A 23,425-nucleotide genomic window follows, 5' to 3' on the forward strand; every position below is an offset into this window, starting at 1 on the left:
GGCCCGGGGGAGCGGTCCGGGGCCGGCCTCGGCGGACGGCGCGGCCCGCACCCGGCCGCCGCCGGGGACGGGGCGGACCGGCGCGCGGACGGACCCGCCCGGCGGCCGGTCTCACCCCTTGCGGGCCACCGCCACGTACGCCCCGCTGTGGACGTCCTCCTGCCCGGGGACCGGCTCGCCGAGCTCCGGGTGCCACTCCTCGGCCGCCACGATGCCCGGGGCGACGGGTTCGAGCCCCTGGAGGAAACGGGCGAACCGGTCCCGGCTGCGCAGGTCCAGGGTGAGCCCGCCGGCCTTGTACATGTCGCGGACCCTCCGCGCGGCCTCCTGCGGATGGAAGTCGGGGGTGAGGTGGGACATGATCAGGTAACTGCCCGGGGCCAGCGCCTCCGTCAACCGCTCCACCAGCTCGTACGCGCCGTCCTCGTCGCCCATGAAGTGCAGCAGCGCGATCAGGCAGAGCGCGACCGGCCGGTCGAGGTCCAGCACCTCCCCGGCGCGCTCCAGGACGGCCGGGGTGTCCCGGGCGTCGGCCTGCACGTAGCCGACGGCACCCTCGGGAGCGCTGCTCAGCAGCGCCTCGGCGTGGGCCAGCACGATCGGGTCGTTGTCGCAGTAGACGACCCGCGCGTCGCGGACGATCTCCTGGGCCACCTGGTGCAGGTTGGGCTCCGTGGGGATGCCGGTCCCGATGTCGAGGAACTGGCGGACCCCCTGGCCGGCCACCCACCGGGTCGCGCGGTGCATGAAGGCCCGGTTCATCCGCGCCATGACGGGGATGGCCGGCGCGAAGGCCACCAGCCGCCGGCCCAGTTCCTCGTCCACCGGGTAGTTGTCCTTGCCGCCGAGGAACCAGTCGTACATCCGCGCGGGATGCGGCCTGCTGGTGTCGATCGGCACGGGAGTGCCCGCGTTGCGCTGCTCCACCATGATCCCCCTGGTTCCCTCGTCACGCACGGCAGCCGGCCGGCGATCGTGACGGCCACGATAGCCAGCTGGGGCCGGTGCGCGGTGCCGGGCGCCCGGAACTTTGAGCACTCCGCCGCCGGCCCCCGTCCCGCGCTCGCGCCGGCCGAGGGGCCGAGCGGGCCGGCTCCACGGGGTGCGCGGCGCGGAGCCGAGCCCTCCTTCCGTCCCGGTTCCGCCCCTTTCCCGCCCCGCACGGCGAACCATTCACGCGTCTGTGCTGGCCCCGGCGTTTACACGCGGGTAACACTGAGGAGTCCCGCGCGCGGCAACGGCGCCGAGCGCCGATCGGCTCACACCGGTTCCGTACCGGTGTCAGACCTGCCCGAAGGGGGCCCCGTGACGACCCGACCCGAGACCCAGGCCCGGCTCGACGCCCTGCGGACCGAGATCGAGCGGCGCAACCCGGCCCAGCCGGAGTTCCACCAGGCGGTGCACGAAGTACTGGACACGCTCGCGCCGGTGCTCGCGGCGCGCCCGGAGTACGCGGAGCCGGGGCTCGTCGAGCGGCTGTGCGAGCCCGAGCGGCAGATCATCTTCCGGGTGCCGTGGCAGGACGACCAGGGACGGGTGCACGTCAACCGCGGCTTCCGGGTGGAGTTCAACAGCGCCCTGGGCCCCTACAAGGGCGGCCTGCGCTTCCACCCCTCCGTCAACCTCGGGATCATCAAGTTCCTCGGCTTCGAGCAGGTCTTCAAGAACGCACTGACCGGACTCGGCATAGGCGGGGGCAAGGGCGGCAGCGACTTCGACCCGCACGGGCGCAGCGACGCGGAGGTCATGCGGTTCTGCCAGTCCTTCATGACGGAGCTGTACCGGCACATCGGCGAGCACACCGACGTACCGGCCGGGGACATCGGCGTCGGCGGGCGCGAGATCGGCTACCTGTTCGGGCAGTACCGGCGGATCACCAACCGCTGGGAGGCCGGTGTGCTCACCGGCAAGGGACCCGGCTGGGGCGGCTCGGCGATCCGGCCCGAGGCGACCGGCTACGGGAACGTGCTCTTCGCGGCGGCGATGCTGCGCGAGCGCGGCGAGGACCTGGCGGGGCAGACCGCCGTCGTCTCCGGTTCCGGCAACGTCGCGATCTACACCGTCGAGAAGCTGCTCGCCCTGGGCGCCCACCCCCTGACCTGCTCCGACTCCACCGGGTACGTGGTCGACGACAAGGGCATCGACCTGGAACTGCTCAAGCAGGTCAAGGAGGTCGAGCGCGGGCGGATCGACACGTACGCGCAGCGGCGCGGGGCCTCGGCGCGGTTCGTGCCCGGCGGCCGGGTGTGGGAGGTGCCGGCCGACGTCGCCCTGCCCTCCGCCACGCAGAACGAGCTGGACGAGAAGGACGCGGCCACGCTCGTCCGCAACGGCGTGAAGGCGGTCTCCGAGGGCGCGAACATGCCCACCACGCCCGAGGCCGTGCACCTGTTCCAGCGGGCCGGGGTCGCGTTCGGTCCCGGCAAGGCCGCCAACGCGGGCGGCGTCGCGGTCAGCGCGCTGGAGATGGCGCAGAACCACGCCCGCACGCCGTGGCCGCCGGCCCGCGTCGAGGAGGAGCTGGCGCGCATCATGGACGACATCCACACCACCTGCCACGAGACCGCCGAGCGCTACGGCGCCCCCGGCGACTACGTGACCGGCGCGAACATCGCCGGCTTCGAGCGCGTCGCCGACGCCATGCTCGCCCAGGGCGTCATCTGACGGACGGACCCGCGCCGGGCGGCACGGCCCGGCGCGGGTCCGCCGCACGCCCCGCCGCGTCCGGCCCCGGGACCGCTCCGGACCCGGGCGCGCCACGCGGACCCGCCGGGAAACGGCCTCCGGTTTGACCCGCGTCACCTCCGGGGTAATCTCTTCCGCTCGATTGGCGTCGTCCCTGCCCCGTATGGCAGACTGTCCGAGTTGCTCGGTCGAGTGTTGATGCTGCGCGCCTCCCGCCGGGAGGACCGGAAGCGAGTCCCACGGTACTCGTCAACCCCGTGAGGGTTGGAAGTACGGGAATCTTCCGGGAAGCGTGGGCGCGGCACCGACCAGGCACCCGGTGGGCCTCTCGCCCCCGGCTCGCGGTACCGGAAGGGCCGTGCGCAATCCCGCGGGGATGTTCGAACAAGGGACATCTGTGTCAGCGGGAGTGCGACACGCCCGACCGCGTGGGTCGGAGGAGACGGGCAGAAGACTCCGGGTTCCAGAGCGTGAGAAGAGACAGGACTACGAAGTAGCCATGGCGGGACAGAAGATCCGCATCCGGCTCAAGGCCTACGACCACGAGGTCATCGACTCTTCGGCGAAGAAGATCGTCGAGACGGTGACCCGCACGGGTGCGTCGGTCGCGGGCCCGGTGCCGCTGCCCACTGAGAAGAACGTGTACTGCGTCATCAAGTCGCCGCACAAGTACAAGGACTCGCGCGAGCACTTCGAGATGCGCACGCACAAGCGCCTGATCGACATCCTCGACCCGACCCCCAAGACCGTTGACTCTCTGATGCGACTCGACCTCCCGGCCGGCGTCGACATCGAGATCAAGCTCTGAGGCCGGTGATCTGAAGAGATGGCTAAGCAGATCAAGGGCATCCTGGGCGAGAAGCTCGGCATGACGCAGGTGTGGGACGAGAACAACCGTGTCGTCCCGGTCACCGTCGTCAAGGCCGGACCCAACGTCGTCACCCAGGTCCGTACCAACGACGTCGACGGCTACGAGTCCGTCCAGATCGCCTTCGGCGAGATCGACCCGCGCAAGGTGAACAAGCCCCTCAAGGGCCACTTCGCCAAGGCCGACGTCACCCCCCGTCGTCACCTCGTCGAGATCCGCACGTCGGACGCCTCCGAGTACACGCTGGGCCAGGAGATCACCGCCGAGGTGTTCGAGGCCGGCGTGAAGGTCGACGTGACCGGCAAGAGCAAGGGCAAGGGCTTCGCCGGTGTCATGAAGCGCCACAACTTCCGTGGCCTCGGCGCCGGGCACGGCACCCAGCGCAAGCACCGCTCGCCCGGTTCCATCGGTGGCTGCGCCACCCCGGGCCGCGTGTTCAAGGGCCTCCGCATGGCGGGTCGCATGGGCAACGAGCGGGTCACCACCCAGAACCTGACCGTCCACGCCGTTGACGCGGAGAAGGGTCTGCTGCTCATCAAGGGCGCGGTTCCCGGTCCGAACGGCGGCCTCGTCCTGGTCCGCACCGCGGCCAAGGGGGCCTGAGGTAACCGATGAGCACTGTTGACATCCTTTCGCCGGCGGGCGAGAAGGCCGGGTCCGTCGAGCTCCCCGCGGAGATCTTCGGCGTCGAGAAGGTCAGCGTCCCGCTGATCCACCAGGTCGTCGTCGCGCAGCTGGCCGCTGCCCGTCAGGGCACGCACAAGACCAAGACCCGCGGTGAAGTCCGCGGTGGCGGCAAGAAGCCGTACCGCCAGAAGGGCACCGGCCGCGCCCGTCAGGGCTCGACCCGCGCGCCGCAGTTCGCCGGTGGTGGCGTCGTGCACGGTCCCGTGCCGCGCGACTACTCGCAGCGGACCCCGAAGAAGATGAAGGCCGCGGCCCTGCGCCACGCCCTCACCGACCGGGCCCGCCACAACCGCATCCACGTCGTCACCGGCGTGGTCGAGGGCGAGACCCCCTCCACGAAGGCCGCCAAGAGCCTGTTCGGCAAGATCAGCGAGCGCAAGAACCTGCTCCTGGTCGTCGACCGCTCCGACGAGGCCGCGTGGCTGTCCGCCCGCAACCTGCCCCAGGTCCACATCCTGGAGCCGGGCCAGCTGAACACGTACGACGTTCTCGTCTCGGACGACGTGGTCTTCACCAAGGCCGCTTTCGAGTCCTTCGTCGCCGGCCCGAACACGGCCAACGACACCGAAGGGAGCGAGGCCTGATGGCTACCCGTCACCCCTCCATCGCCTCGAAGGCCGCCAAGGCCGCCAAGGAGGCACGCGTCAAGAAGGCGCGTCGCCACGCCACCGAGGGCAAGAACACCGTCGTCACCCCGGCGAGCAAGGCCTACACGGACCCCCGTGACGTCCTGCTCAAGCCGGTCGTGTCCGAGAAGAGCTACGCGCTCATCGACGAGAACAAGTACACGTTCCTCGTCGACCCGCGAGCCAACAAGACCCAGATCAAGGAGGCCGTCCAGTCGGTCTTCTCGGTCAAGGTCACCGGGGTCAACACGATCAACCGCGTCGGCAAGCGCAAGCGGACTCGCACGGGCTTCGGCCAGCGTGCCGCCACCAAGCGCGCGATCGTGACCCTCGCCGAGGGCGACCGTATCGACATCTTCGGCGGTCCGACCGCGTAAGCGGTCAGGATCGTCCGATATCGGACGAGGACTGAGAAATGGGTATCCGCAAGTACAAGCCGACGACTCCTGGCCGTCGTGGCGCCAGCGTCGCCGACTTCGTCGAGGTCACGCGGTCCACGCCGGAGAAGTCGCTGGTCCGCCCGCTGCACAGCAAGGGCGGCCGTAACAACGCCGGTCGTGTGACCGTGCGCCACCAGGGTGGCGGACACAAGCGCGCCTACCGCGTGATCGACTTCCGTCGTCACGACAAGGACGGCGTGCCGGCGAAGGTCGCGCACATCGAGTACGACCCCAACCGCACCGCGCGCATCGCGCTGCTGCACTACGCCGACGGCGAGAAGCGCTACATCCTCGCGCCGCGCGGCCTGCAGCAGGGCGACCGCATCGAGAACGGTCCCGGGGCCGACATCAAGCCGGGCAACAACCTTGCCCTGCGCAACATCCCGGTCGGTACCACGCTGCACGCCATCGAGCTGCGTCCGGGCGGCGGCGCGAAGTTCGCCCGCTCCGCCGGCGCCTCCGTGCAGCTGCTCGCGAAGGAGGGCGCCTACGCCCACCTGCGCATGCCGTCCGGTGAGATCCGCCTGGTCGACGTCCGCTGCCGCGCCACCGTCGGCGAGGTCGGCAACGCCGAGCAGTCGAACATCAACTGGGGCAAGGCCGGCCGCAAGCGCTGGCTGGGCGTCCGCCCGACCGTGCGTGGTGTGGTCATGAACCCGGTCGACCACCCGCACGGTGGTGGTGAAGGACGTACCTCCGGTGGCCGCCACCCGGTGTCGCCGTGGGGCAAGAAGGAAGGCCGTACTCGTTCGCCCAAGAAGGCGTCGAACAAGTACATCGTCCGCCGCCGCAAGACGAACAAGAAGCGCTAAGGACGGGTTGAGATGCCTCGTAGCTTGAAGAAGGGGCCCTTCGTCGACGACCACCTGATGAAGAAGGTGGACGCCCAGAACGAAGCCGGCACCAAGAACGTCATCAAGACCTGGTCCCGCCGCTCGATGATCGTCCCGGCCATGCTCGGTCACACGATCGCGGTGCACAACGGCAAGACCCACATCCCGGTGTTTGTCACCGAGTCGATGGTCGGCCACAAGCTCGGCGAGTTCTCGCCGACCCGCACCTTCCGGGGCCACGTCAAGGAAGACCGGAAGTCGAAGCGCCGCTAAGGCGGGGTGCAAACGACCAATGACAAACACTGAAGGGACAACCATGGAAGCCAGGGCCCAGGCGCGGTACATCCGCGTCACGCCCATGAAGGCCCGCCGTGTGGTGGACCTCATCCGTGGCCTGGACGCCACGGAGGCTCAGGCGGTCCTGCGTTTCGCCCCGCAGGCCGCGAGCGTGCCGGTCGGCAAGGTGCTGGACAGCGCCATCGCCAACGCCGCGCACAACTACGACCACACCGATGTCGACAGCCTGTACGTCTCCGAGGCGTACGTCGACGAGGGCCCGACCCTGAAGCGGTTCCGTCCGCGCGCCCAGGGCCGCGCCTACCGGATCCGCAAGCGGACCAGCCACATCACCGTGGTCGTCAGCAGCAAGGAAGGAACCCGGTAATGGGCCAGAAGGTAAACCCGCACGGGTTCCGCCTCGGCGTTACGACCGACTTCAAGTCGCGCTGGTACGCCGACAAGCTCTACAAGGACTACGTCAAGGAAGACGTCGCCATCCGCCGGATGATGACGTCCGGCATGGAGCGCGCCGGCATCTCCAAGGTGGAGATCGAGCGCACCCGTGACCGCGTCCGCGTGGACATCCACACCGCGCGTCCGGGCATCGTCATCGGCCGCCGTGGCGCCGAGGCCGACCGCATCCGCGGCGACCTCGAGAAGCTCACGGGCAAGCAGGTCCAGCTGAACATCCTCGAGGTCAAGAACCCCGAGACCGACGCTCAGCTCGTGGCCCAGGCCGTTGCCGAGCAGCTGTCCTCCCGCGTCTCCTTCCGCCGCGCCATGCGCAAGAGCATGCAGTCGGCGATGAAGGCGGGCGCCAAGGGCATCAAGATCCAGTGCGGTGGCCGCCTCGGCGGCGCCGAGATGTCCCGCTCGGAGTTCTACCGCGAGGGCCGTGTGCCCCTGCACACGCTCCGCGCGAACGTGGACTACGGCTTCTTCGAGGCCAAGACGACCTTCGGCCGCATCGGCGTGAAGGTCTGGATCTACAAGGGCGACGTCAAGAACATCGCCGAGGTCCGCGCCGAGAACGCCGCTGCCCGCGCCGGCAACCGCCCGGCCCGTGGTGGCAACGACCGCCCGGCCCGTGGTGGCCGCGGTGGCGAGCGTGGCGGTCGCGGTCGCAAGCCGCAGCAGCAGTCGGCTCCGGCTGCCGAGGCCCCCAAGGCCGAGGCGCCCGCCGCCGCCGCTCCGGCTGAGAGCACCGGAACGGAGGCCTGACCACCATGCTGATCCCCCGTAGGGTCAAGCACCGCAAGCAGCACCACCCCAAGCGCAACGGCATGTCCAAGGGTGGCACGCAGGTTGCGTTCGGCGAGTACGGCATCCAGGCGCTGACCCCGGCCTACGTCACGAACCGCCAGATCGAGGCGGCTCGTATCGCCATGACCCGTCACATCAAGCGTGGCGGCAAGGTCTGGATCAACATCTACCCGGACCGTCCGCTGACGAAGAAGCCGGCCGAGACCCGCATGGGTTCCGGTAAGGGTTCTCCGGAGTGGTGGGTCGCGAACGTCAAGCCCGGACGCGTCATGTTCGAGCTGTCGTACCCCAACGAGAAGATCGCCCGTGAGGCGCTGACCCGTGCGGCCCACAAGCTGCCGATGAAGTGCCGGATCGTCAAGCGCGAGGCAGGTGAAGCGTGATGTCGGCCGGTACCAAGGCGTCCGAGCTGCGCGAGCTGGGCAACGAGGAGCTCCTGAACAAGCTCCGCGAGGCCAAGGAAGAGCTGTTCAACCTCCGCTTCCAGGCGGCGACCGGTCAGCTCGAGAACCACGGCCGTCTGAAGGCGGTCCGCAAGGACATCGCCCGGATCTACACCCTCATGCGTGAGCGTGAGCTCGGCATCGAGCAGGTGGAGAACGCCTGATGAGCGAGAACAACGTGACTGAGCAGAAGACCGAAGCGCGCGGCTTCCGTAAGACCCGCGAGGGCTATGTCGTCAGCGACAAGATGGACAAGACCGTCGTCGTCGCCGTCGAGGACCGCGTCAAGCACGCGCTGTACGGCAAGGTCATCCGCCGTACGAACAAGCTCAAGGCGCACGACGAGCAGAACGCCGCGGGTGTCGGCGACCGCGTCCTCCTCATGGAGACCCGGCCGCTGTCCGCGACCAAGCGCTGGCGCGTCGTCGAGATCCTCGAGAAGGCCAAGTAATCCCTCCTAGGGGGACCCCCTAGGCATCGTTCCGCCAGGCTCGGCAGGGGTTTCGTGAAGGAACCCCTGCCGGGAACCGGCAGACATCCAGGAGATAGACGTGATCCAGCAGGAGTCGCGACTGCGTGTCGCCGACAACACGGGTGCGAAGGAGATCCTTTGCATCCGTGTGCTCGGTGGCTCCGGTCGCCGCTACGCGGGTATCGGTGACGTCATCGTCGCCACCGTCAAGGACGCGATCCCCGGTGGCAACGTGAAGAAGGGTGACGTCGTCAAGGCGGTCATCGTTCGCACCGTGAAGGAGCGCCGCCGTCCGGACGGCTCGTACATCCGCTTCGACGAGAACGCCGCCGTCATTCTGAAGAACGACGGCGACCCTCGCGGCACCCGTATCTTCGGCCCCGTCGGCCGTGAGCTGCGCGAGAAGAAGTTCATGAAGATCATCTCCCTCGCGCCGGAGGTGCTGTGAGCATGAAGATCAAGAAGGGCGACCTGGTCCAGGTCATCACCGGCAAGGACAAGGGCAAGCAGGGCAAGGTCATCGCGGCCTTCCCCCGCGAGGACCGTGTCCTGGTCGAGGGTGTCAACCGGGTCAAGAAGCACACGAAGGCCGGGCCGACCGCCCGCGGTTCGCAGGCCGGCGGCATCGTGACCACCGAGGCCCCCATTCACGTCAGCAACGTCATGCTGGTCGTGGAGAAGGACGGCCAGAAGGTCCCGACCCGCGTCGGCTACCGCTTCGACGACGAGGGCAACAAGATCCGCGTTGCCAAGCGGACGGGTGAGGACATCTGATGACGACCACCGTGACTCCGCGTCTCAAGACGAAGTACCGCGAGGAGATCATCGGCAAGCTGCGTGACGAGTTCAAGTACGAGAACGTCATGCAGGTTCCGGGTCTCGTCAAGATCGTGGTCAACATGGGTGTGGGCGACGCCGCCCGCGACTCCAAGCTGATCGAGGGCGCCGTGCGCGACCTCACCACGATCACCGGTCAGAAGCCGGCCGTGACCAAGGCCCGCAAGTCCATCGCGCAGTTCAAGCTGCGCGAGGGCCAGCCGATCGGCGCCCACGTCACGCTCCGTGGCGACCGCATGTGGGAGTTCCTGGACCGCACCCTGTCGCTGGCGCTCCCGCGCATCCGTGACTTCCGCGGCCTGTCCCCCAAGCAGTTCGACGGCCGTGGCAACTACACCTTCGGTCTCACGGAGCAGGTCATGTTCCACGAGATCGACCAGGACAAGATCGACCGCGTCCGGGGTATGGACATCACCGTGGTCACCACGGCGACCAACGACGAAGAGGGCCGCGCCCTTCTCCGTCACCTCGGCTTCCCGTTCAAGGAGGCGTGAGCGAGATGGCGAAGAAGGCTCTGATCGCGAAGGCTGCTCGCAAGCCCAAGTTCGGTGTGCGTGCCTACACCCGCTGCCAGCGCTGTGGCCGCCCGCACTCCGTCTACCGCAAGTTCGGCCTGTGCCGCGTGTGCCTTCGTGAGATGGCTCACCGCGGCGAGCTGCCGGGCGTGACCAAGAGCTCCTGGTAATCCCCGCCGACCCGTCGCCCGACCACCGCTCTTCGCGGGCGGTCCCCCGGGGCGACCGGTCGGATCGGGATTCCTGAAGCTCTCGGTAAGCAACCGGGGCGGCAGGACGCCCAGCCCGCATGCCTTAGGCTTGTGGGGTTGGGCGTCTGCCGCCGCCCTTACGACTTACTACGCCGTAGGTCCACCGCGCCGCACCCGTCCCGTCTCGGATCGGGGAGAGGGATGGCGCACCAGGAAACCCCGGCGAGAGAGGCCGAAGGCCAATTCATGACCATGACTGATCCGATCGCAGACATGCTGACGCGTCTGCGGAACGCGAACTCGGCATACCACGACTCGGTGTCGATGCCGCACTCCAAGATCAAGTCTCACATCGCGGAGATCCTCCAGCAGGAGGGCTTCATCACGGGCTGGCGCGTCGAGGACGCCGAGGTCGGCAAGAACCTCGTCCTCGAGCTGAAGTTCGGCCCGAACCGTGAGCGCTCCATCGCGGGCATCAAGCGGATCTCCAAGCCCGGTCTCCGGGTGTACGCGAAGTCCACCAACCTGCCGAAGGTCCTCGGCGGCCTGGGCGTGGCGATCATCTCCACGTCCCACGGTCTCCTGACCGACAAGCAGGCGCAGAAGAAGGGCGTGGGTGGGGAAGTCCTCGCCTACGTCTGGTAGTCGGGAACGGAGGAAAAGCCAATGTCGCGTATCGGCAAGCTCCCCATCCAGGTTCCCGCCGGCGTGGACGTCACCATCGACGGCCGTACGGTTTCCGTGAAGGGCCCCAAGGGCACCCTCTCGCACACCGTTGCCGCGCCGATCGAGATCGCTAAGGGCGAAGACGGCACCCTCGCGGTGACCCGCCCGAACGACGAGCGGCAGAGCAAGGCCCTGCACGGCCTGTCCCGCACGCTGGTGGCGAACATGATCACCGGTGTGACCCAGGGATACGTCAAGAAGCTCGAGATCAGCGGTGTCGGTTACCGCGTCCAGGCGAAGGGCTCCAACCTGGAGTTCTCCCTGGGCTACAGCCACCCGATCCTGGTCGAGGCCCCCGAGGGCATCACCTTCAAGGTGGAGTCCCCGACCCGTTTCTCGGTCGAGGGCATCGACAAGCAGAAGGTCGGCGAGGTTGCGGCCAACATCCGCAAGCTGCGCAAGCCCGACCCGTACAAGGCCAAGGGCGTCAAGTACGAGGGCGAAGTCATCCGCCGCAAGGTCGGAAAGGCGGGTAAGTAAGCCATGGCATACGGGCAGAAGATCCTCAAGGGCGACGCCTACAAGCGTGCCGCTATCAAGCGTCGCCACATCCGGATCCGCAAGAAGGTCTCGGGTACCGCCGAGCGTCCCCGTCTGGTCGTGACCCGCTCCAACCGCCACATCGTGGCGCAGGTGATCGACGACCTCAAGGGCCACACCCTGGCGTCGGCGTCCACCCTGGACGCTTCGATCCGCGGTGGCGAGGGCGACAAGTCCGCGCAGGCCAAGCAGGTCGGCGCCCTGGTCGCCGAGCGTGCCAAGGCCGCCGGTGTCGAGGCCGTCGTGTTCGACCGTGGTGGTAACCAGTACGCCGGGCGCATCGCCGCCCTGGCGGACGCCGCCCGCGAGGCCGGACTCAAGTTCTGAGTCGGTTCCGTAGCTAGCGGAGACAGAGAGAGGTAATTCCAATGGCTGGACCCCAGCGCCGCGGTGGCGGTGCCGGTGGCGGCGAGCGGCGGGACCGGAAGGGCCGTGACGGCGGCGCAGCTGCCGCCGAGAAGACCGCGTACGTTGAGCGCGTCGTCGCGATCAACCGCGTCGCCAAGGTTGTGAAGGGTGGTCGTCGCTTCAGCTTCACCGCGCTGGTCGTGGTGGGCGACGGTGACGGCACCGTGGGTGTCGGATACGGCAAGGCCAAGGAGGTGCCGGCCGCCATCGCCAAGGGTGTCGAGGAGGCCAAGAAGCACTTCTTCAAGGTCCCCCGGATCCAGGGCACCATCCCGCACCCGATCCAGGGTGAGAAGGCTGCCGGCGTCGTGCTGCTCAAGCCCGCGTCCCCGGGTACCGGTGTGATCGCCGGTGGTCCGGTGCGCGCCGTGCTCGAGTGCGCCGGTATCCACGACGTGCTGTCGAAGTCGCTCGGCTCCGACAACGCCATCAACATCGTGCACGCGACCGTGGCGGCCCTGAAGGGCCTGCAGCGTCCCGAGGAGATCGCGGCCCGCCGCGGTCTGCCGCTCGAGGACGTCGCCCCCGCGGCTCTTCTCCGTGCGCGTGCCGGGGCGGGTGCGTAATCATGGCTCAGCTCAAGATCACGCAGGTCAAGTCCTACATCGGCAGCAAGCAGAACCACCGTGACACCCTGCGTTCGCTTGGCCTGAAGAAGGTCAACGACGTGGTCGTCAAGGAGGACCGTCCCGAGTTCCGCGGCATGGTGCACACCGTCCGCCACCTCGTGACGGTCGAGGAGGTCGACTGATCATGGCGGAGAACAACCCGCTCAAGATCCACAACCTCCGTCCCGCCCCGGGCGCCAAGACCGCCAAGACCCGTGTCGGTCGTGGTGAGGCGTCGAAGGGTAAGACGGCCGGTCGTGGTACCAAGGGCACCAAGGCCCGCTACCAGGTTCCGGAGAGCTTCGAGGGTGGCCAGATGCCGCTCCACATGCGTCTCCCGAAGCTGAAGGGCTTCAAGAACCCGTTCAAGACCGAGTACCAGGTCGTGAACCTCGACAAGCTGGCCGCGCTCTACCCGCAGGGTGGCGAGGTCACGGTCGAGGACCTGGTGGCCAAGGGCGCCGTTCGCAAGAACAGCCTGGTCAAGGTCCTCGGCGAGGGCGAGATCTCCGTGGCGCTGACGGTGAAGGTCGACAAGGCCTCCGCCTCCGCCAAGGAGAAGATCGCCGCCGCCGGCGGCAGCGTCACCGAGCTCGTCTGAACCCTTCAGGCGTCTCGATGACTTGAGCGATCCCGACCGGGGATACCCCACAAATGGGGTATCCCCGGTTGGTCGTTCCTAGGGCAGTGGTCCCGCCGGTAAGGTGGCCTGCACTGCCCTCTTTCACGGGTGTCACACATGGGGCACCCTGAGCGGCAGTTGACCGTTAGCTATTAAGTCGTCAGTCGAACCTCAAGACCGTCACCCTTGACGCAGTTGCGCGGGGGTCGCAGGAGGCACCGTGCTCACCGCGTTCGCCCGGGCGTTCAAGACGCCCGACCTGCGCAAGAAGCTGCTCTTCACGCTCGGCATCATCGTGGTCTACCGGGTCGGTACCCACATCCCGATCCCGGGCGTGGACTACAAGAGCGTTCAGGAGTGTGTGGACCAGGCGTCCGGCAACCAGGGCCTCTTCGGTCTGGTCAACATGTTCAGCGGCGGCGCCCTGCTGCAGATCACGGTCTTCGCGCTCGGCATCATGCCGTACATCACCGCGAGCATCATTCTGCAGCTGCTCACCGTGGTGATCCCGCGCCTGGAGGCCCTGAAGAAGGAGGGCCAGACCGGCACGGCGAAGATCACGCAGTACACCCGCTACCTCACCATCGCGCTGGCCATCCTGCAGGGCACCGGCCTGGTGGCCACCGCCCGCAGCGGTGCGCTCTTCTCCGGCTGCACGGTCGCCGGCCAGATCGTCCCGGACCGCGCGATCTTCACCACCATCGTCATGGTGGTCTGCATGACCGCCGGCACGGCCGTCGTGATGTGGCTCGGCGAGCTGATCACCGACCGCGGCATCGGCAACGGCATGTCGATCCTGATGTTCATCTCGATCGCCGCCACCTTCCCGTCCGCCCTGTGGGCGATCAAGACCCAGGGCGACCTGGCGGGCGGCTGGATCGAGTTCGGCACCGTCATCGCCGTCGGCCTGGTCATGGTCGGCCTGGTGGTCTTCGTCGAGCAGGCCCAGCGCCGCATCCCCGTCCAGTACGCCAAGCGCATGATCGGCCGTCGCTCGTACGGCGGCACGTCCACCTACATCCCGCTCAAGGTGAACCAGGCGGGCGTGATCCCCGTCATCTTCGCGTCGTCGCTGCTGTACATCCCGGCGCTGATCGCGCAGTTCTCCAGCGGCACCTCCGGGTGGAAGACCTGGATCGAGAGCCACCTGGTCACGGGCAACCACCCGATCTACGTCACCCTGTACTTCCTGCTCATCGTCTTCTTCGCGTTCTTCTACGTGGCGATCTCCTTCAACCCCGAGGAAGTCGCCGACAACATGAAGAAGTATGGTGGCTTCATCCCGGGCATCCGGGCTGGCCGACCGACCGCTGAGTACCTCGGCTACGTACTCAACCGGATCACCTGGCCGGGTTCGCTGTATCTGGGTCTGATCGCTCTCGTACCGACGATGGCGTTGGTTGGTTTCGGGGCAAACCAGAACTTCCCGTTCGGTGGCACCAGCATCCTGATCATCGTGGGTGTCGGCCTCGAAACGGTGAAGCAGATCGAGAGCCAGCTCCAGCAGCGCAATTACGAAGGGTTCCTCCGCTGATGCGAATCGTCCTCGTCGGGCCGCCGGGCGCCGGTAAGGGAACGCAGGCCACACGGCTTGCCGAGAAGCTGAGCGTTCCGCACATCTCCACGGGCGACCTGTTCCGCGCCAACATCAGCAGGCAGACGGAGCTGGGCAAGCTCGCGAAGTCCTACATCGACGCCGGCAACCTCGTGCCCGACGAGGTCACGATCGCGATGGCCAAGGACCGCATGGAGCAGCCCGACGCCGAGAACGGCTTCCTGCTCGACGGCTTCCCGCGCAACGTCTCGCAGGCCGAGGCGCTGGACGAGCTCCTGCGGACCGAGGGCATCGCGCTGGACGCCGTGCTCGACCTGGAGGCCCCCGAGGAGGAGGTCGTCAAGCGGATCGCCGGCCGGCGCATCTGCCGCAACGACTCGTCCCACGTCTTCCACGTGACGTACAAGCCGTCCGCCAAGGAGGGCCTCTGCGACGTCTGCGGCGGCGAGCTGTACCAGCGCGGCGACGACTCCGAGGAGACGGTCCGCAAGCGGCTGGAGGTCTACCACACGCAGACCGAGCCGATCATCGACTACTACAAGGCCCAGGGCCTGGTCGTGACGATCGCGGCCACCGGGGCCGTGGACGAGGTCACCGGCCGCGCGCTGGAGGCGCTCAAGCGCGACCAGTAGTCCCACGGTGCGTCCGCCCGCAGCCGCGGCCTCGACGGGGCCGCGGCTGCGGCGTGCGGGGTGGCGCGGGGCTACCCGTATCGTTGGAAACGTCCGTACTCCCCGGTCCCCGGAAAGGCCGCAGTCCCCATGGTGCAGATCAAGAGTCCCGAGCAGATCGCCAAGATGCGCGAGGCGGGGCTGGTCGTCGCCGCCATCCACGCGGCCACGCGCGAGGCCGCTGTGCCCGGCGCCACGACCAAGGACCTGGACCAGGTCGCCCGCAAGGTGCTCGCGGAGCACAACGCCAAGCCGAACTTCCTCGGCTACGGCGGCTTCCCCGCCACCATCTGCACCTCCGTGAACGAGGTCGTCGTCCACGGCATCCCCTCCGACGAGGTCGTCCTCAAGGACGGGGACATCATCTCCGTCGACTGCGGCGCGATCGTCGACGGCTGGCACGGCGACGCCGCCTACACGGCCTTCGTGGGTTCCGGGCACGCCCCGGAGCTGGTCGAGCTCTCCCGGGTGACCGAGGAGTCGATGTGGGCCGGCATCGCCGCCATGAAGCAGGGCAACCGCCTGGTGGACATCTCCCGGGCGATCGAGACCTACATCCGCCGCCAGCCCAAGCCCGGCGGCGGCCGGTACGGGATCATCGAGGACTACGGCGGCCACGGCATCGGCACCGAGATGCACATGGACCCGCACCTGCTGAACTACGTCGACCGGCGCCGCGGCAAGGGCCCCAGGCTGGTCCCCGGCTTCTGCCTGGCCATCGAGCCGATGGTGTCGCTGGGCACGCCGAGGACGGCGGTCCTGGAGGACGACTGGACGGTGGTCACCACCGACGGCACCTGGTCCTCCCACTGGGAGCACTCCGTGGCCCTGACGGAGGACGGCCCGCTGGTCCTGACGGCCCCCGACGGCGGCAAGGCCAAGCTCGCCGAGTACGGCGTCACCGCCGCTCCCGACCCCCTCGCATGATGACCTCCGCCGTGGGGCAGACTTCCTCGTTTCGCCTTTCGGGGCCGACTGACGTAGACTGACTCGTCGGCTCTGGTGCACCCGCATGCCTGCATGCGCTCGAAGTGGTGCACATCGGAGTCGATCAAGGTAGTCGATTCGAAGGGCGAAGCGTGGCCAAGAAGCAAGGTGCCATCGAGATCGAGGGCACTGTCGTCGAGTCTCTGCCGAACGCCATGTTCAAGGTCGAGCTCCAGAACGGCCACCAGGTCCTGGCACACATCAGCGGCAAGATGCGTATGCACTACATCCGCATCCTCCCTGACGACCGGGTCGTGGTGGAGCTGTCTCCGTACGACCTGACCCGTGGCCGGATCGTCTACCGGTACAAGTAGATCTTGCCCACGCTCCGCACGCTCCCGTGTGCGGGGTCGACGGCAACTGACCCGGAGAACCTCACATCCCATGAAGGTCAAGCCGAGCGTCAAGAAGATCTGCGACAAGTGCAGGGTGATCCGCCGTCACGGCCGGGTCATGGTCATCTGCGAGAACCCGCGCCACAAGCAGCGCCAGGGCTGACGCACGACCGACCGCACCCTCTGCACCGCTATCGCAGGGATTCGCGCGACGCGAGCTGAATTGTTCATACGCAGGGCCCAAGCCGCACACCGCGGTTTGACACCCCCGGTTCGGAGGCCGGGGACCCGGTTCGTACCTGATACGGCGGCCGGGAACCGGCTCTGTGGAAGACCTCCGAAGATCACCAGGAGCCATTGAATGGCACGCGTTTCCGGTGTTGACATCCCGCGCGACAAGCGCGTGGAGATCGCCCTCACCTACGTGTTCGGCATCGGCCGGACCCTTTCGCAGCAGACGCTGGCGGCGACCGGCGTCGACCCGAACACCCGTGTTCGCGACCTGACCGAAGAGCAGCTCGTCGCGATCCGCGAGTACGTCGACAGCAACATCAAGACCGAGGGTGACCTCCGTCGCGAGATCCAGGCCGACATCCGCCGCAAGGTCGAGATCGGCACGTACCAGGGTCTGCGGCACCGCCGCGGCCTGCCCGTCCGCGGCCAGCGCACCAGCACCAACGCCCGCACCCGCAAGGGCCCGCGTCGCGCCATCGCCGGCAAGAAGAAGCCGGGCAAGAAGTAGTCCGCAGCGGACGCCTGTCCACGGTCTTCGCTGTAGGACCGACCACCTCCGTAGGAGTAAGAGATGCCCCCCAAGGGACGTCAGGGCGCTGCCAAGAAGGTGCGCCGCAAGGAAAAGAAGAACGTCGCTCACGGCCACGCGCACATCAAGAGCACGTTCAACAACACGATCGTCTCGATCACGGACCCGTCCGGCAATGTGATCTCCTGGGCCTCCGCCGGCCACGTCGGCTTCAAGGGTTCCCGGAAGTCCACGCCGTTCGCCGCGCAGATGGCCGCCGAGTCGGCCGCCCGCCGCGCCCAGGAGCACGGCATGCGCAAGGTCGACGTGTTCGTCAAGGGCCCGGGTTCCGGTCGTGAGACCGCCATCCGTTCGCTCCAGGCGACCGGTCTCGAGGTCGGCTCCATCCAGGACGTCACCCCGACCCCGCACAACGGCTGCCGTCCGCCGAAGCGCCGCCGCGTCTGACGCGTCGCTTCGCGGCCCGTGGTCTCCGGGCGGCACGGTCCTGTATCCGGGCCGTGCCGCCCGTACCCTTGCACTACCCGCACTCTCCCGGGTGCGGCCGAGTCGGGCGTCATATAGCGGGCGCCCCCGACTGAAGGATCTGATCCACTCATGCTGATCGCTCAGCGCCCCTCGTTGACCGAAGAGGTCGTCGACGAGTTCCGCTCCCGGTTCGTGATCGAGCCGCTGGAGCCGGGCTTCGGCTACACCCTCGGCAACTCCCTCCGCCGCACCCTCCTGTCCTCGATCCCGGGTGCCGCCGTCACCTCGATCCGGATCGACGGCGTCCTGCACGAGTTCACCACCGTGCCGGGTGTCAAGGAGGACGTCACCGACCTGATCCTCAACATCAAGCAGCTGGTCGTCTCCTCGGAGCACGACGAGCCGGTCGTGATGTACCTGCGCAAGCAGGGTCCGGGTCTGGTCACCGCCGCCGACATCGCGCCCCCGGCCGGTGTCGAGGTGCACAACCCCGACCTCGTCCTCGCCACGCTCAACGGCAAGGGCAAGCTGGAGATGGAGCTGACCGTCGAGCGCGGTCGCGGCTACGTCTCCGCCGTGCAGAACAAGCAGGTGGGCCAGGAGATCGGCCGTATCCCGGTCGACTCCATCTACAGCCCCGTGCTGAAGGTCACGTACAAGGTCGAGGCGACCCGTGTCGAGCAGCGCACCGACTTCGACAAGCTGATCGTCGACGTCGAGACCAAGCAGGCCATGCGTCCGCGTGACGCCATGGCGTCGGCCGGCAAGACCCTGGTCGAGCTGTTCGGTCTGGCCCGCGAGCTGAACGTCGACGCCGAGGGCATCGACATGGGCCCGTCCCCGACGGACGCCGCGCTCGCCGCCGACCTGGCGCTGCCGATCGAGGAGCTGGAGCTCACGGTCCGCTCCTACAACTGCCTCAAGCGCGAGGGCATCCACTCCGTGGGTGAGCTCGTCGCCCGCTCCGAGGCCGACCTGCTCGACATCCGCAACTTCGGTGCGAAGTCGATCGACGAGGTCAAGGCGAAGCTGGCCGGCATGGGCCTGGCCCTGAAGGACAGCCCGCCCGGATTCGACCCGACCGCCGCCGCCGACGCCTTCGGCGCGGACGACGACGCGGACGCCGGGTTCGTCGAGACCGAGCAGTACTGAGGCTCGGGACCGACGGTCCGCTTCCGGGGCGCCCCCTCGGGGCCGCCCCGGATCTCCGACAGGCGACCGCCTGCTCGGATACTGACCCCGGTACCTGATACGGCCGGGGCAGACACCTAGGAGAAACACGATGCCGAAGCCCACCAAGGGTGCCCGTCTGGGCGGCAGCGCCGCGCACGAGAAGCTGATGCTCGCGAACCTCGCGAAGTCGCTGTTCGAGCACGGCCGCATCACCACCACCGAGGCGAAGGCCCGCCGTCTGCGGCCGTACGCCGAGCGCCTGATCACCAAGGCGAAGAAGGGCGACCTTCACAACCGCCGTCAGGTGCTCCAGGTCATCACGGACAAGAGCATCGTCCACACGCTCTTCACCGAGATCGGCCCGCGGTACGAGAACCGCCCGGGCGGTTACACCCGCATCACCAAGATCGGCAACCGCCGTGGCGACAACGCGCCCATGGCCGTCATCGAGCTGGTCGAGGCGCTGACGGTCGCCCAGCAGGCGACCGGCGAGGCCGAGGCCGCGACCAAGCGCGCGGTCAAGGAGGCCGAGGAGGCCAAGGCCGAGGAGACCAAGGCCGACGACGCCGCCGAGGCTCCGGCCGAGCCCGCCGCGGACGCGGCCGAGGGTGACGCGAAGGACGCCTGAGGCACCGCCTCGCGCTGAGCGGGTCCGCCCTTCGCGGGGCGGGCCCGCTTTCGCGTACCTGGAGGGAACTGCACGTGAGTGACGAAGTACAGCCCGGGCACGTCCGCATCCGCCTCGACCTGTCCTACGACGGCACCGGCTTCCACGGCTGGGCCAAGCAGGCCGGCGGCAAGCGGACCGTGCAGGGCGAGATCGAGGACGCGCTGCGCACGGTCACGCGGTCCGGGGACACGACGTACGAGCTGACCGTGGCCGGACGTACGGACGCCGGGGTGCACGCGCGGGGTCAGGTGGCCCACGTCGACCTGCCGCGGAAGCTGTGGGACGAGCAGGGGGACAAGCTGCTCAAGCGGCTCGCCGGGCGGCTGCCCAAGGACGTGCGCGTGTGGTCGCTCACCGAGGCGCCCGCCGGGTTCAACGCCCGGTTCTCCGCCATCTGGCGCCGGTACGCCTACCGGGTCACCGACGACCCGGGCGGGGTGGACCCGCTGCTGCGCGGGCACGTCCTGTGGCACGACTGGCCGCTCGACGTCGACGCCATGAACGAGGCCGCGCGGGGGCTGCTGGGCGAGCACGACTTCGCCGCCTACTGCAAGCGGCGCGAGGGCGCCACTACCATCCGCCGGCTCCAGGAGCTGAGCCTGGTGCGCGGCGAGGACGGGATCGTCACGGCCACCGTGCGGGCCGACGCGTTCTGCCACAACATGGTGCGCTCGCTGATCGGCGCCCTGTTGTTCGTCGGCGACGGCCACCGGCCGCCCGAGTGGCCCGCCAAGGTGCTGGCGGCGGGCGTACGGGACTCGGCCGTGCACGTCGTGCGGCCGCACGGGCTGACCCTGGAGGAGGTCGGCTACCCGGCGGACGAGCTGCTGGCGGCGCGGAACCTCCAGGCGCGGCGGAAGCGGACGCTGCCCGCCGCCGGGTGCTGCTGAGCGGCGGCGCGGGGCCGCGGCGGGCTATCCGACCGCCGCGGCCGACGCCTGGGCCTCGCCGCGCCGCAGGATCTGGCGGAAGGCGAACTCGGCCAGGTCGTCACCGGCCTTGAAGACCTCGGTGTCCCCGGTCGTCACGTCCTTGCCGGTGGTGAAGCCGGCGATCGTGAAGTAGGCGTAGCGGCCGTAGGCGTTGGTGGTGGAGCGGCACACGGCGCCGGTGCAGAAGGACTTCACGCCGTCGCCGATCAGCGGGCTCACGATGCTCCTCTTGTCGGCCTGGCTCTTGGCGGCCTTCGCCTGCGCCTCGGTGTCGAAGACGGCCACGCCGAGCGTCACGGCGATCTCGTCCTTGGTGTAGGTGACCCGCATCAGGCGGGTGCAGCCGTTGCCGGTGAGGACCGCGGGCAGGGTCTTCTGGGCGGCGGAGGCGCAGGCCCGGGTGTCGGCCAGCGGGCCCTTCTTGTACACCGTCCCGCCCATGGTCAGCTGCGTGCCGGGGAAGAGGATCCCCGCGCCGAGCGGGGCCGTGTCCTTCTTCTTGCTGGAGACGAAGTCCTTCGGGTTCAGCGGCGGCGGGGCGCTGGTCGGGGCGAAGGAGGGGGCCGGGGCCGATTCGCTGGGGATGTCGGCGGTGGTGGGGGAGCCGGAGGGGCCGCCCGCGTGCGTCCCGGAGCCGTTGGCCGAGACCACGGCCGCGGTGACGGCCGCGGCGACCGCCACGGTGGCCAGCGCGCCGCCGCCGATGAACAGCAGCCGGCGGCGCTTGGCGCGGGCCTCGGAGGCCTCGGCGAGCGCCTCCCAGTCCGGGCTGTCCCCGCCACCGTTCCAGGGCTGCTGGGACTGCTGGGATTGTGGTGTCCAGGGATTCCACTGGGAGTCGGGTCCCCCCTGCCCAAAGCTCATGGGGCGCATCTTAGACGGGAGACGGGGCGTGCTGGTCCGCCCCCGGGAGCCCCGCAGCCCCTAGCGTTCCTCCCATGCGAACGGGCAAAAGCGACATCTCCGGGTGGTTGGTGCGGCCGGCGGGCCGGTACCTGTGGGCGGCGCTCGCGGTGGTGCTGGGCGCGCCGGCGGCGCACGCGGCGCGCGTGGCCCCGGACGGGGGGATGGACAACGCGATCGTCGTGCGGGCCGCCCGGACCTGGCTGGCGGGCGGCGACCCCTACGACGACCCCCACTTCCTGTACTTCCCGAGCGCGGTCCTGGCCGCCGTGCCGCAGGCCCTGTTGCCCGCGGGGGTGCTGCGGGTGCTGGTGCCGCTCGCGGTGACGGGGCTGCTGGCCCTGGGCTGGGCCTGCGCCCTGAGGCTGTACCGCGTTCCGCCGGGCAGCCGCTTCGCCGCCCTCGGCCTGATCGGGCTGGCGGCGGGTTTCGCGCCGTTCGGGCACCTGGTGCGGCTGGGCAACTGGACGGTGACCGCGGCGGTGGCGCTGCCGCTGTGCCTGCTGCTGGCGAGCCGGGGCCGGTGGACGGCCGCGGGGGTGGTGGTGGGCGCCGCCGTCGCGCTGAAGCCGCTGCTGGCGCCGCTGGCGCTGCTCTTCCTCTTCGCCGGGCGCCGGCGGGCCCTCGGCGCGGTGCTGCTGGTGCCCGCGCTGGCGTCCGCCGGGGCGGCGCTGCTGATGCCGGACCCGGCCGGCTTCTTCACCCGCACCCTGCCGTTCCTGCTCCACGGCGACGACGGCTTCGTGCGGCTGTACGAGGCGTCCCCGGCGGCCGTGCTGCCGCGCCTGGGGGTGCCGCGCCCGCTCGCCGGGGCCGCCGCGGTGCTCGCGGCGGCCCTCGGGGCGGGGTGCGCCCACCGGCGCTGGCGCCGCGCGGGGCCCGGTCCGCTGCGGCTCGCCGAGACCGCCGCCGGCCTGATGCTCGCGGCGTTCCTCGTCTCCCGGCCCTCCTACGACCACTACCTGCTGGTCGTGCTGCCGGTGCTGCTGGCCGGGCTGCCGCGGGGCGGCTCGGTGGCCCGGCGGCCCTGGTTCTGGCTCGCCCTCGTGCCCCAGTTGCCCGGACTGACCTGGCCGTATCTGGAGACGGGGCGGCGCCGGGCGTTCAAGGACGCGGTCACCCTGTGCGTGCTGGCATGGGTGGTCGCGCGCCAGGCGGTGCGGGGCCGGGGCGGGGGAGGGGGCGGCCCGGGACCGGCGGGGGAGCCGCCCGCCTACACTGGTGGGGCCGAGCGGTCGGCGCGGGTGCCCGCGGCCCCGTTTTGACCCGGCCGCCGCGCCGCAGGTATCCTGCACTTTCGTTATGTGTATTGGCTTGCTCATTCTCACGTGAGGGGCCCTTACACCGGTCCACCGGGCCGATGACCAGCGACCAGGCACGCGGCTTGCGTCACCGCTGTGCGGTCTAGGCTGTCGTGATCGTCTTCGGTGACCTTGTCAGGACCATTCACTGAAGAAGCGAAGGCTACGAACCGTGCGTACGTACAGCCCCAAGCCCGGCGATGTGACGCGCCAGTGGCACGTCATCGACGCTCAGGACGTTGTCCTGGGCCGTCTCGCCTCCACCGCCGCCACCCTTCTGCGGGGCAAGCACAAGCCGATCTACGCGCCGCACGTCGACACTGGTGACTTCGTCATCATCATCAACGCCGACAAGGTGCACCTGTCCGGCAACAAGCGGACCCAGAAGATGGCTTACCGTCACTCCGGCTACCCGGGTGGTCTGCGCTCCGTCCGCTACGACGAGCTGCTGGCCAAGAACCCCGAGAAGGCCATCGAGAAGGCCGTCAAGGGCATGCTCCCCAAGAACACCCTGGGCCGTCAGATGCTCTCGAAGCTGAAGGTCTACTCGGGCGACCAGCACCCGCACGCTGCCCAGCAGCCGGTGCCGTTCGAGATCACCCAGGTCGCGCAGTAAGTCCGGCC

Annotated in this window: 36 protein-coding genes; 34 read left to right on the forward strand and 2 right to left on the reverse strand. The window is 69.1% G+C overall.

All coding sequences use genetic code 11. The annotated features are described in order from the left end of the window. Nucleotides 1-111: 111 nt before the first annotated feature. Complete coding sequence (locus tag ACSU6Z_RS17415; protein ID WP_437046744.1) at nt 112-930, reverse strand: SAM-dependent methyltransferase; 819 nt, start codon at nt 928-930, stop codon at nt 112-114. Nucleotides 931-1,305: 375 nt separating this feature from the next. Between ACSU6Z_RS17415 and gdhA the strand changes: the two genes are divergently transcribed. From gdhA to truA, 32 genes are all read left to right on the forward strand, one after another. Then, on the forward strand, nt 1,306-2,664 hold the full coding sequence (gene gdhA / locus ACSU6Z_RS17420) for an NADP-specific glutamate dehydrogenase (protein WP_437046746.1): 1,359 nt from the start codon (nt 1,306-1,308) through the stop codon (nt 2,662-2,664). Between the two features lie 520 nt (nt 2,665-3,184). Next, on the forward strand, nt 3,185-3,493 hold the full coding sequence (gene rpsJ / locus ACSU6Z_RS17425) for a 30S ribosomal protein S10 (protein WP_003948644.1): 309 nt from the start codon (nt 3,185-3,187) through the stop codon (nt 3,491-3,493). An 18-nt stretch (nt 3,494-3,511) separates the two neighbouring features. Beyond that, nucleotides 3,512-4,156: a 50S ribosomal protein L3 gene (gene rplC, locus ACSU6Z_RS17430; RefSeq protein ID WP_029380970.1), complete on the forward strand. Its 645-nt coding sequence runs from the start codon at nt 3,512-3,514 to the stop codon at nt 4,154-4,156. A gap of 8 nt (nt 4,157-4,164) precedes the next feature. Next, complete coding sequence (gene rplD / locus ACSU6Z_RS17435) at nt 4,165-4,824, forward strand: 50S ribosomal protein L4 (RefSeq protein ID WP_437017127.1); 660 nt, start codon at nt 4,165-4,167, stop codon at nt 4,822-4,824. Next, nucleotides 4,824-5,243 (forward strand): 50S ribosomal protein L23, encoded by a 420-nt coding sequence (gene rplW, locus ACSU6Z_RS17440; RefSeq protein WP_029380972.1) that lies wholly within the window; start codon nt 4,824-4,826, stop codon nt 5,241-5,243. The genes rplD and rplW overlap by 1 nt, the downstream gene beginning before the upstream one ends. Nucleotides 5,244-5,281: 38 nt before the next feature. Beyond that, nucleotides 5,282-6,118, forward strand: coding sequence for a 50S ribosomal protein L2 (gene rplB, locus ACSU6Z_RS17445; protein WP_029380973.1), 837 nt, complete (start codon nt 5,282-5,284; stop codon nt 6,116-6,118). A 12-nt stretch (nt 6,119-6,130) separates the two neighbouring features. Then, nucleotides 6,131-6,412, forward strand: coding sequence for a 30S ribosomal protein S19 (gene rpsS, locus ACSU6Z_RS17450; protein WP_006130777.1), 282 nt, complete (start codon nt 6,131-6,133; stop codon nt 6,410-6,412). A gap of 43 nt (nt 6,413-6,455) precedes the next feature. Next, nucleotides 6,456-6,803, forward strand: coding sequence for a 50S ribosomal protein L22 (gene rplV / locus ACSU6Z_RS17455; RefSeq protein ID WP_037733110.1), 348 nt, complete (start codon nt 6,456-6,458; stop codon nt 6,801-6,803). Next, a complete protein-coding gene (gene rpsC, locus ACSU6Z_RS17460) occupies nt 6,803-7,639 on the forward strand; it encodes a 30S ribosomal protein S3 (RefSeq protein ID WP_190134826.1) in 837 nt (278 codons plus the stop codon). The genes rplV and rpsC overlap by 1 nt, the downstream gene beginning before the upstream one ends. Before the next feature lie 5 nt (nt 7,640-7,644). After that, nucleotides 7,645-8,064, forward strand: coding sequence for a 50S ribosomal protein L16 (gene rplP / locus ACSU6Z_RS17465; protein ID WP_029380975.1), 420 nt, complete (start codon nt 7,645-7,647; stop codon nt 8,062-8,064). Next, complete coding sequence (gene rpmC, locus ACSU6Z_RS17470) at nt 8,064-8,288, forward strand: 50S ribosomal protein L29 (RefSeq protein WP_029380976.1); 225 nt, start codon at nt 8,064-8,066, stop codon at nt 8,286-8,288. Before rplP ends, rpmC begins: the two co-directional genes overlap by 1 nt. Beyond that, nucleotides 8,288-8,575 carry a 30S ribosomal protein S17 gene (rpsQ, locus tag ACSU6Z_RS17475; protein ID WP_044383233.1) on the forward strand — a complete coding sequence of 96 codons (288 nt, stop codon included), beginning with the start codon at nt 8,288-8,290 and terminating at the stop codon, nt 8,573-8,575. The genes rpmC and rpsQ overlap by 1 nt, the downstream gene beginning before the upstream one ends. A gap of 100 nt (nt 8,576-8,675) precedes the next feature. After that, complete coding sequence (gene rplN / locus ACSU6Z_RS17480; protein WP_003998823.1) at nt 8,676-9,044, forward strand: 50S ribosomal protein L14; 369 nt, start codon at nt 8,676-8,678, stop codon at nt 9,042-9,044. A gap of 2 nt (nt 9,045-9,046) precedes the next feature. Continuing rightward, the gene (rplX, locus tag ACSU6Z_RS17485) at nt 9,047-9,370 is read left to right on the forward strand and encodes a 50S ribosomal protein L24 (protein WP_029380977.1); all 324 of its coding nucleotides are present in this window, start codon (nt 9,047-9,049) and stop codon (nt 9,368-9,370) included. Continuing rightward, nucleotides 9,370-9,927, forward strand: a complete 558-nt coding sequence (gene rplE / locus ACSU6Z_RS17490; protein ID WP_358782558.1) for a 50S ribosomal protein L5 — start codon at nt 9,370-9,372, stop codon at nt 9,925-9,927. The genes rplX and rplE overlap by 1 nt, the downstream gene beginning before the upstream one ends. A gap of 5 nt (nt 9,928-9,932) precedes the next feature. After that, nucleotides 9,933-10,118, forward strand: a complete 186-nt coding sequence (locus ACSU6Z_RS17495) for a type Z 30S ribosomal protein S14 (RefSeq protein ID WP_003956452.1) — start codon at nt 9,933-9,935, stop codon at nt 10,116-10,118. Nucleotides 10,119-10,385: 267 nt separating this feature from the next. Beyond that, nucleotides 10,386-10,784 carry a 30S ribosomal protein S8 gene (gene rpsH / locus ACSU6Z_RS17500; protein ID WP_029380979.1) on the forward strand — a complete coding sequence of 133 codons (399 nt, stop codon included), beginning with the start codon at nt 10,386-10,388 and terminating at the stop codon, nt 10,782-10,784. Nucleotides 10,785-10,805: 21 nt separating this feature from the next. Then, nucleotides 10,806-11,345, forward strand: a complete 540-nt coding sequence (gene rplF, locus ACSU6Z_RS17505; RefSeq protein WP_437046751.1) for a 50S ribosomal protein L6 — start codon at nt 10,806-10,808, stop codon at nt 11,343-11,345. A 3-nt stretch (nt 11,346-11,348) separates the two neighbouring features. Beyond that, nucleotides 11,349-11,732 (forward strand): 50S ribosomal protein L18, encoded by a 384-nt coding sequence (gene rplR / locus ACSU6Z_RS17510; RefSeq protein WP_029380981.1) that lies wholly within the window; start codon nt 11,349-11,351, stop codon nt 11,730-11,732. Nucleotides 11,733-11,773: 41 nt separating this feature from the next. Next, nucleotides 11,774-12,379, forward strand: coding sequence for a 30S ribosomal protein S5 (gene rpsE, locus ACSU6Z_RS17515; RefSeq protein WP_003992370.1), 606 nt, complete (start codon nt 11,774-11,776; stop codon nt 12,377-12,379). Between the two features lie 2 nt (nt 12,380-12,381). Continuing rightward, nucleotides 12,382-12,564, forward strand: a complete 183-nt coding sequence (gene rpmD / locus ACSU6Z_RS17520) for a 50S ribosomal protein L30 (RefSeq protein WP_004984515.1) — start codon at nt 12,382-12,384, stop codon at nt 12,562-12,564. 2 nt (nt 12,565-12,566) lie between these two features. Further along, nucleotides 12,567-13,022, forward strand: coding sequence for a 50S ribosomal protein L15 (gene rplO, locus ACSU6Z_RS17525; RefSeq protein WP_358782556.1), 456 nt, complete (start codon nt 12,567-12,569; stop codon nt 13,020-13,022). Nucleotides 13,023-13,263: 241 nt separating this feature from the next. After that, entirely contained in the window at nt 13,264-14,577 is a 1,314-nt protein-coding gene (gene secY / locus ACSU6Z_RS17530; RefSeq protein WP_437046754.1) for a preprotein translocase subunit SecY, read from the forward strand. After that, a complete protein-coding gene (locus ACSU6Z_RS17535) occupies nt 14,577-15,230 on the forward strand; it encodes an adenylate kinase (RefSeq protein WP_437046756.1) in 654 nt (217 codons plus the stop codon). Before secY ends, ACSU6Z_RS17535 begins: the two co-directional genes overlap by 1 nt. A 129-nt stretch (nt 15,231-15,359) precedes the next feature. Beyond that, on the forward strand, nt 15,360-16,196 hold the full coding sequence (gene map / locus ACSU6Z_RS17540) for a type I methionyl aminopeptidase (RefSeq protein ID WP_437046758.1): 837 nt from the start codon (nt 15,360-15,362) through the stop codon (nt 16,194-16,196). A gap of 152 nt (nt 16,197-16,348) precedes the next feature. Continuing rightward, a complete protein-coding gene (gene infA / locus ACSU6Z_RS17545) occupies nt 16,349-16,570 on the forward strand; it encodes a translation initiation factor IF-1 (RefSeq protein WP_003948620.1) in 222 nt (73 codons plus the stop codon). Nucleotides 16,571-16,640: 70 nt separating this feature from the next. Further along, nucleotides 16,641-16,754 carry a 50S ribosomal protein L36 gene (gene rpmJ, locus ACSU6Z_RS17550; protein WP_003998809.1) on the forward strand — a complete coding sequence of 38 codons (114 nt, stop codon included), beginning with the start codon at nt 16,641-16,643 and terminating at the stop codon, nt 16,752-16,754. A gap of 198 nt (nt 16,755-16,952) precedes the next feature. Next, complete coding sequence (rpsM, locus tag ACSU6Z_RS17555; RefSeq protein ID WP_437017108.1) at nt 16,953-17,333, forward strand: 30S ribosomal protein S13; 381 nt, start codon at nt 16,953-16,955, stop codon at nt 17,331-17,333. Between the two features lie 63 nt (nt 17,334-17,396). Beyond that, nucleotides 17,397-17,801: a 30S ribosomal protein S11 gene (gene rpsK, locus ACSU6Z_RS17560; RefSeq protein WP_003956432.1), complete on the forward strand. Its 405-nt coding sequence runs from the start codon at nt 17,397-17,399 to the stop codon at nt 17,799-17,801. Nucleotides 17,802-17,951: 150 nt separating this feature from the next. Next, the gene (locus tag ACSU6Z_RS17565; RefSeq protein WP_009715858.1) at nt 17,952-18,974 is read left to right on the forward strand and encodes a DNA-directed RNA polymerase subunit alpha; all 1,023 of its coding nucleotides are present in this window, start codon (nt 17,952-17,954) and stop codon (nt 18,972-18,974) included. 130 nt (nt 18,975-19,104) lie between these two features. Further along, complete coding sequence (gene rplQ, locus ACSU6Z_RS17570; RefSeq protein WP_437046761.1) at nt 19,105-19,623, forward strand: 50S ribosomal protein L17; 519 nt, start codon at nt 19,105-19,107, stop codon at nt 19,621-19,623. A gap of 74 nt (nt 19,624-19,697) precedes the next feature. Beyond that, a complete protein-coding gene (gene truA, locus ACSU6Z_RS17575; RefSeq protein WP_437046763.1) occupies nt 19,698-20,555 on the forward strand; it encodes a tRNA pseudouridine(38-40) synthase TruA in 858 nt (285 codons plus the stop codon). A gap of 24 nt (nt 20,556-20,579) precedes the next feature. Here the strand turns inward: truA and ACSU6Z_RS17580 are convergent, their stop codons facing one another. Continuing rightward, nucleotides 20,580-21,461, reverse strand: a complete 882-nt coding sequence (locus ACSU6Z_RS17580; RefSeq protein WP_437046764.1) for a hypothetical protein — start codon at nt 21,459-21,461, stop codon at nt 20,580-20,582. Between the two features lie 74 nt (nt 21,462-21,535). Between ACSU6Z_RS17580 and ACSU6Z_RS17585 the strand changes: the two genes are divergently transcribed. Together ACSU6Z_RS17585 and rplM are read left to right on the forward strand one after the other, a co-directional pair. Further along, nucleotides 21,536-22,765: a glycosyltransferase 87 family protein gene (locus tag ACSU6Z_RS17585; RefSeq protein ID WP_437046766.1), complete on the forward strand. Its 1,230-nt coding sequence runs from the start codon at nt 21,536-21,538 to the stop codon at nt 22,763-22,765. A 208-nt stretch (nt 22,766-22,973) separates the two neighbouring features. Next, nucleotides 22,974-23,417, forward strand: a complete 444-nt coding sequence (gene rplM, locus ACSU6Z_RS17590; RefSeq protein ID WP_437046768.1) for a 50S ribosomal protein L13 — start codon at nt 22,974-22,976, stop codon at nt 23,415-23,417. Nucleotides 23,418-23,425 lie beyond the last annotated feature (8 nt).

This window comes from Streptomyces sp. enrichment culture (genome assembly GCF_964273145.1).
Lineage (GTDB): Bacteria > Actinomycetota > Actinomycetes > Streptomycetales > Streptomycetaceae > Streptomyces.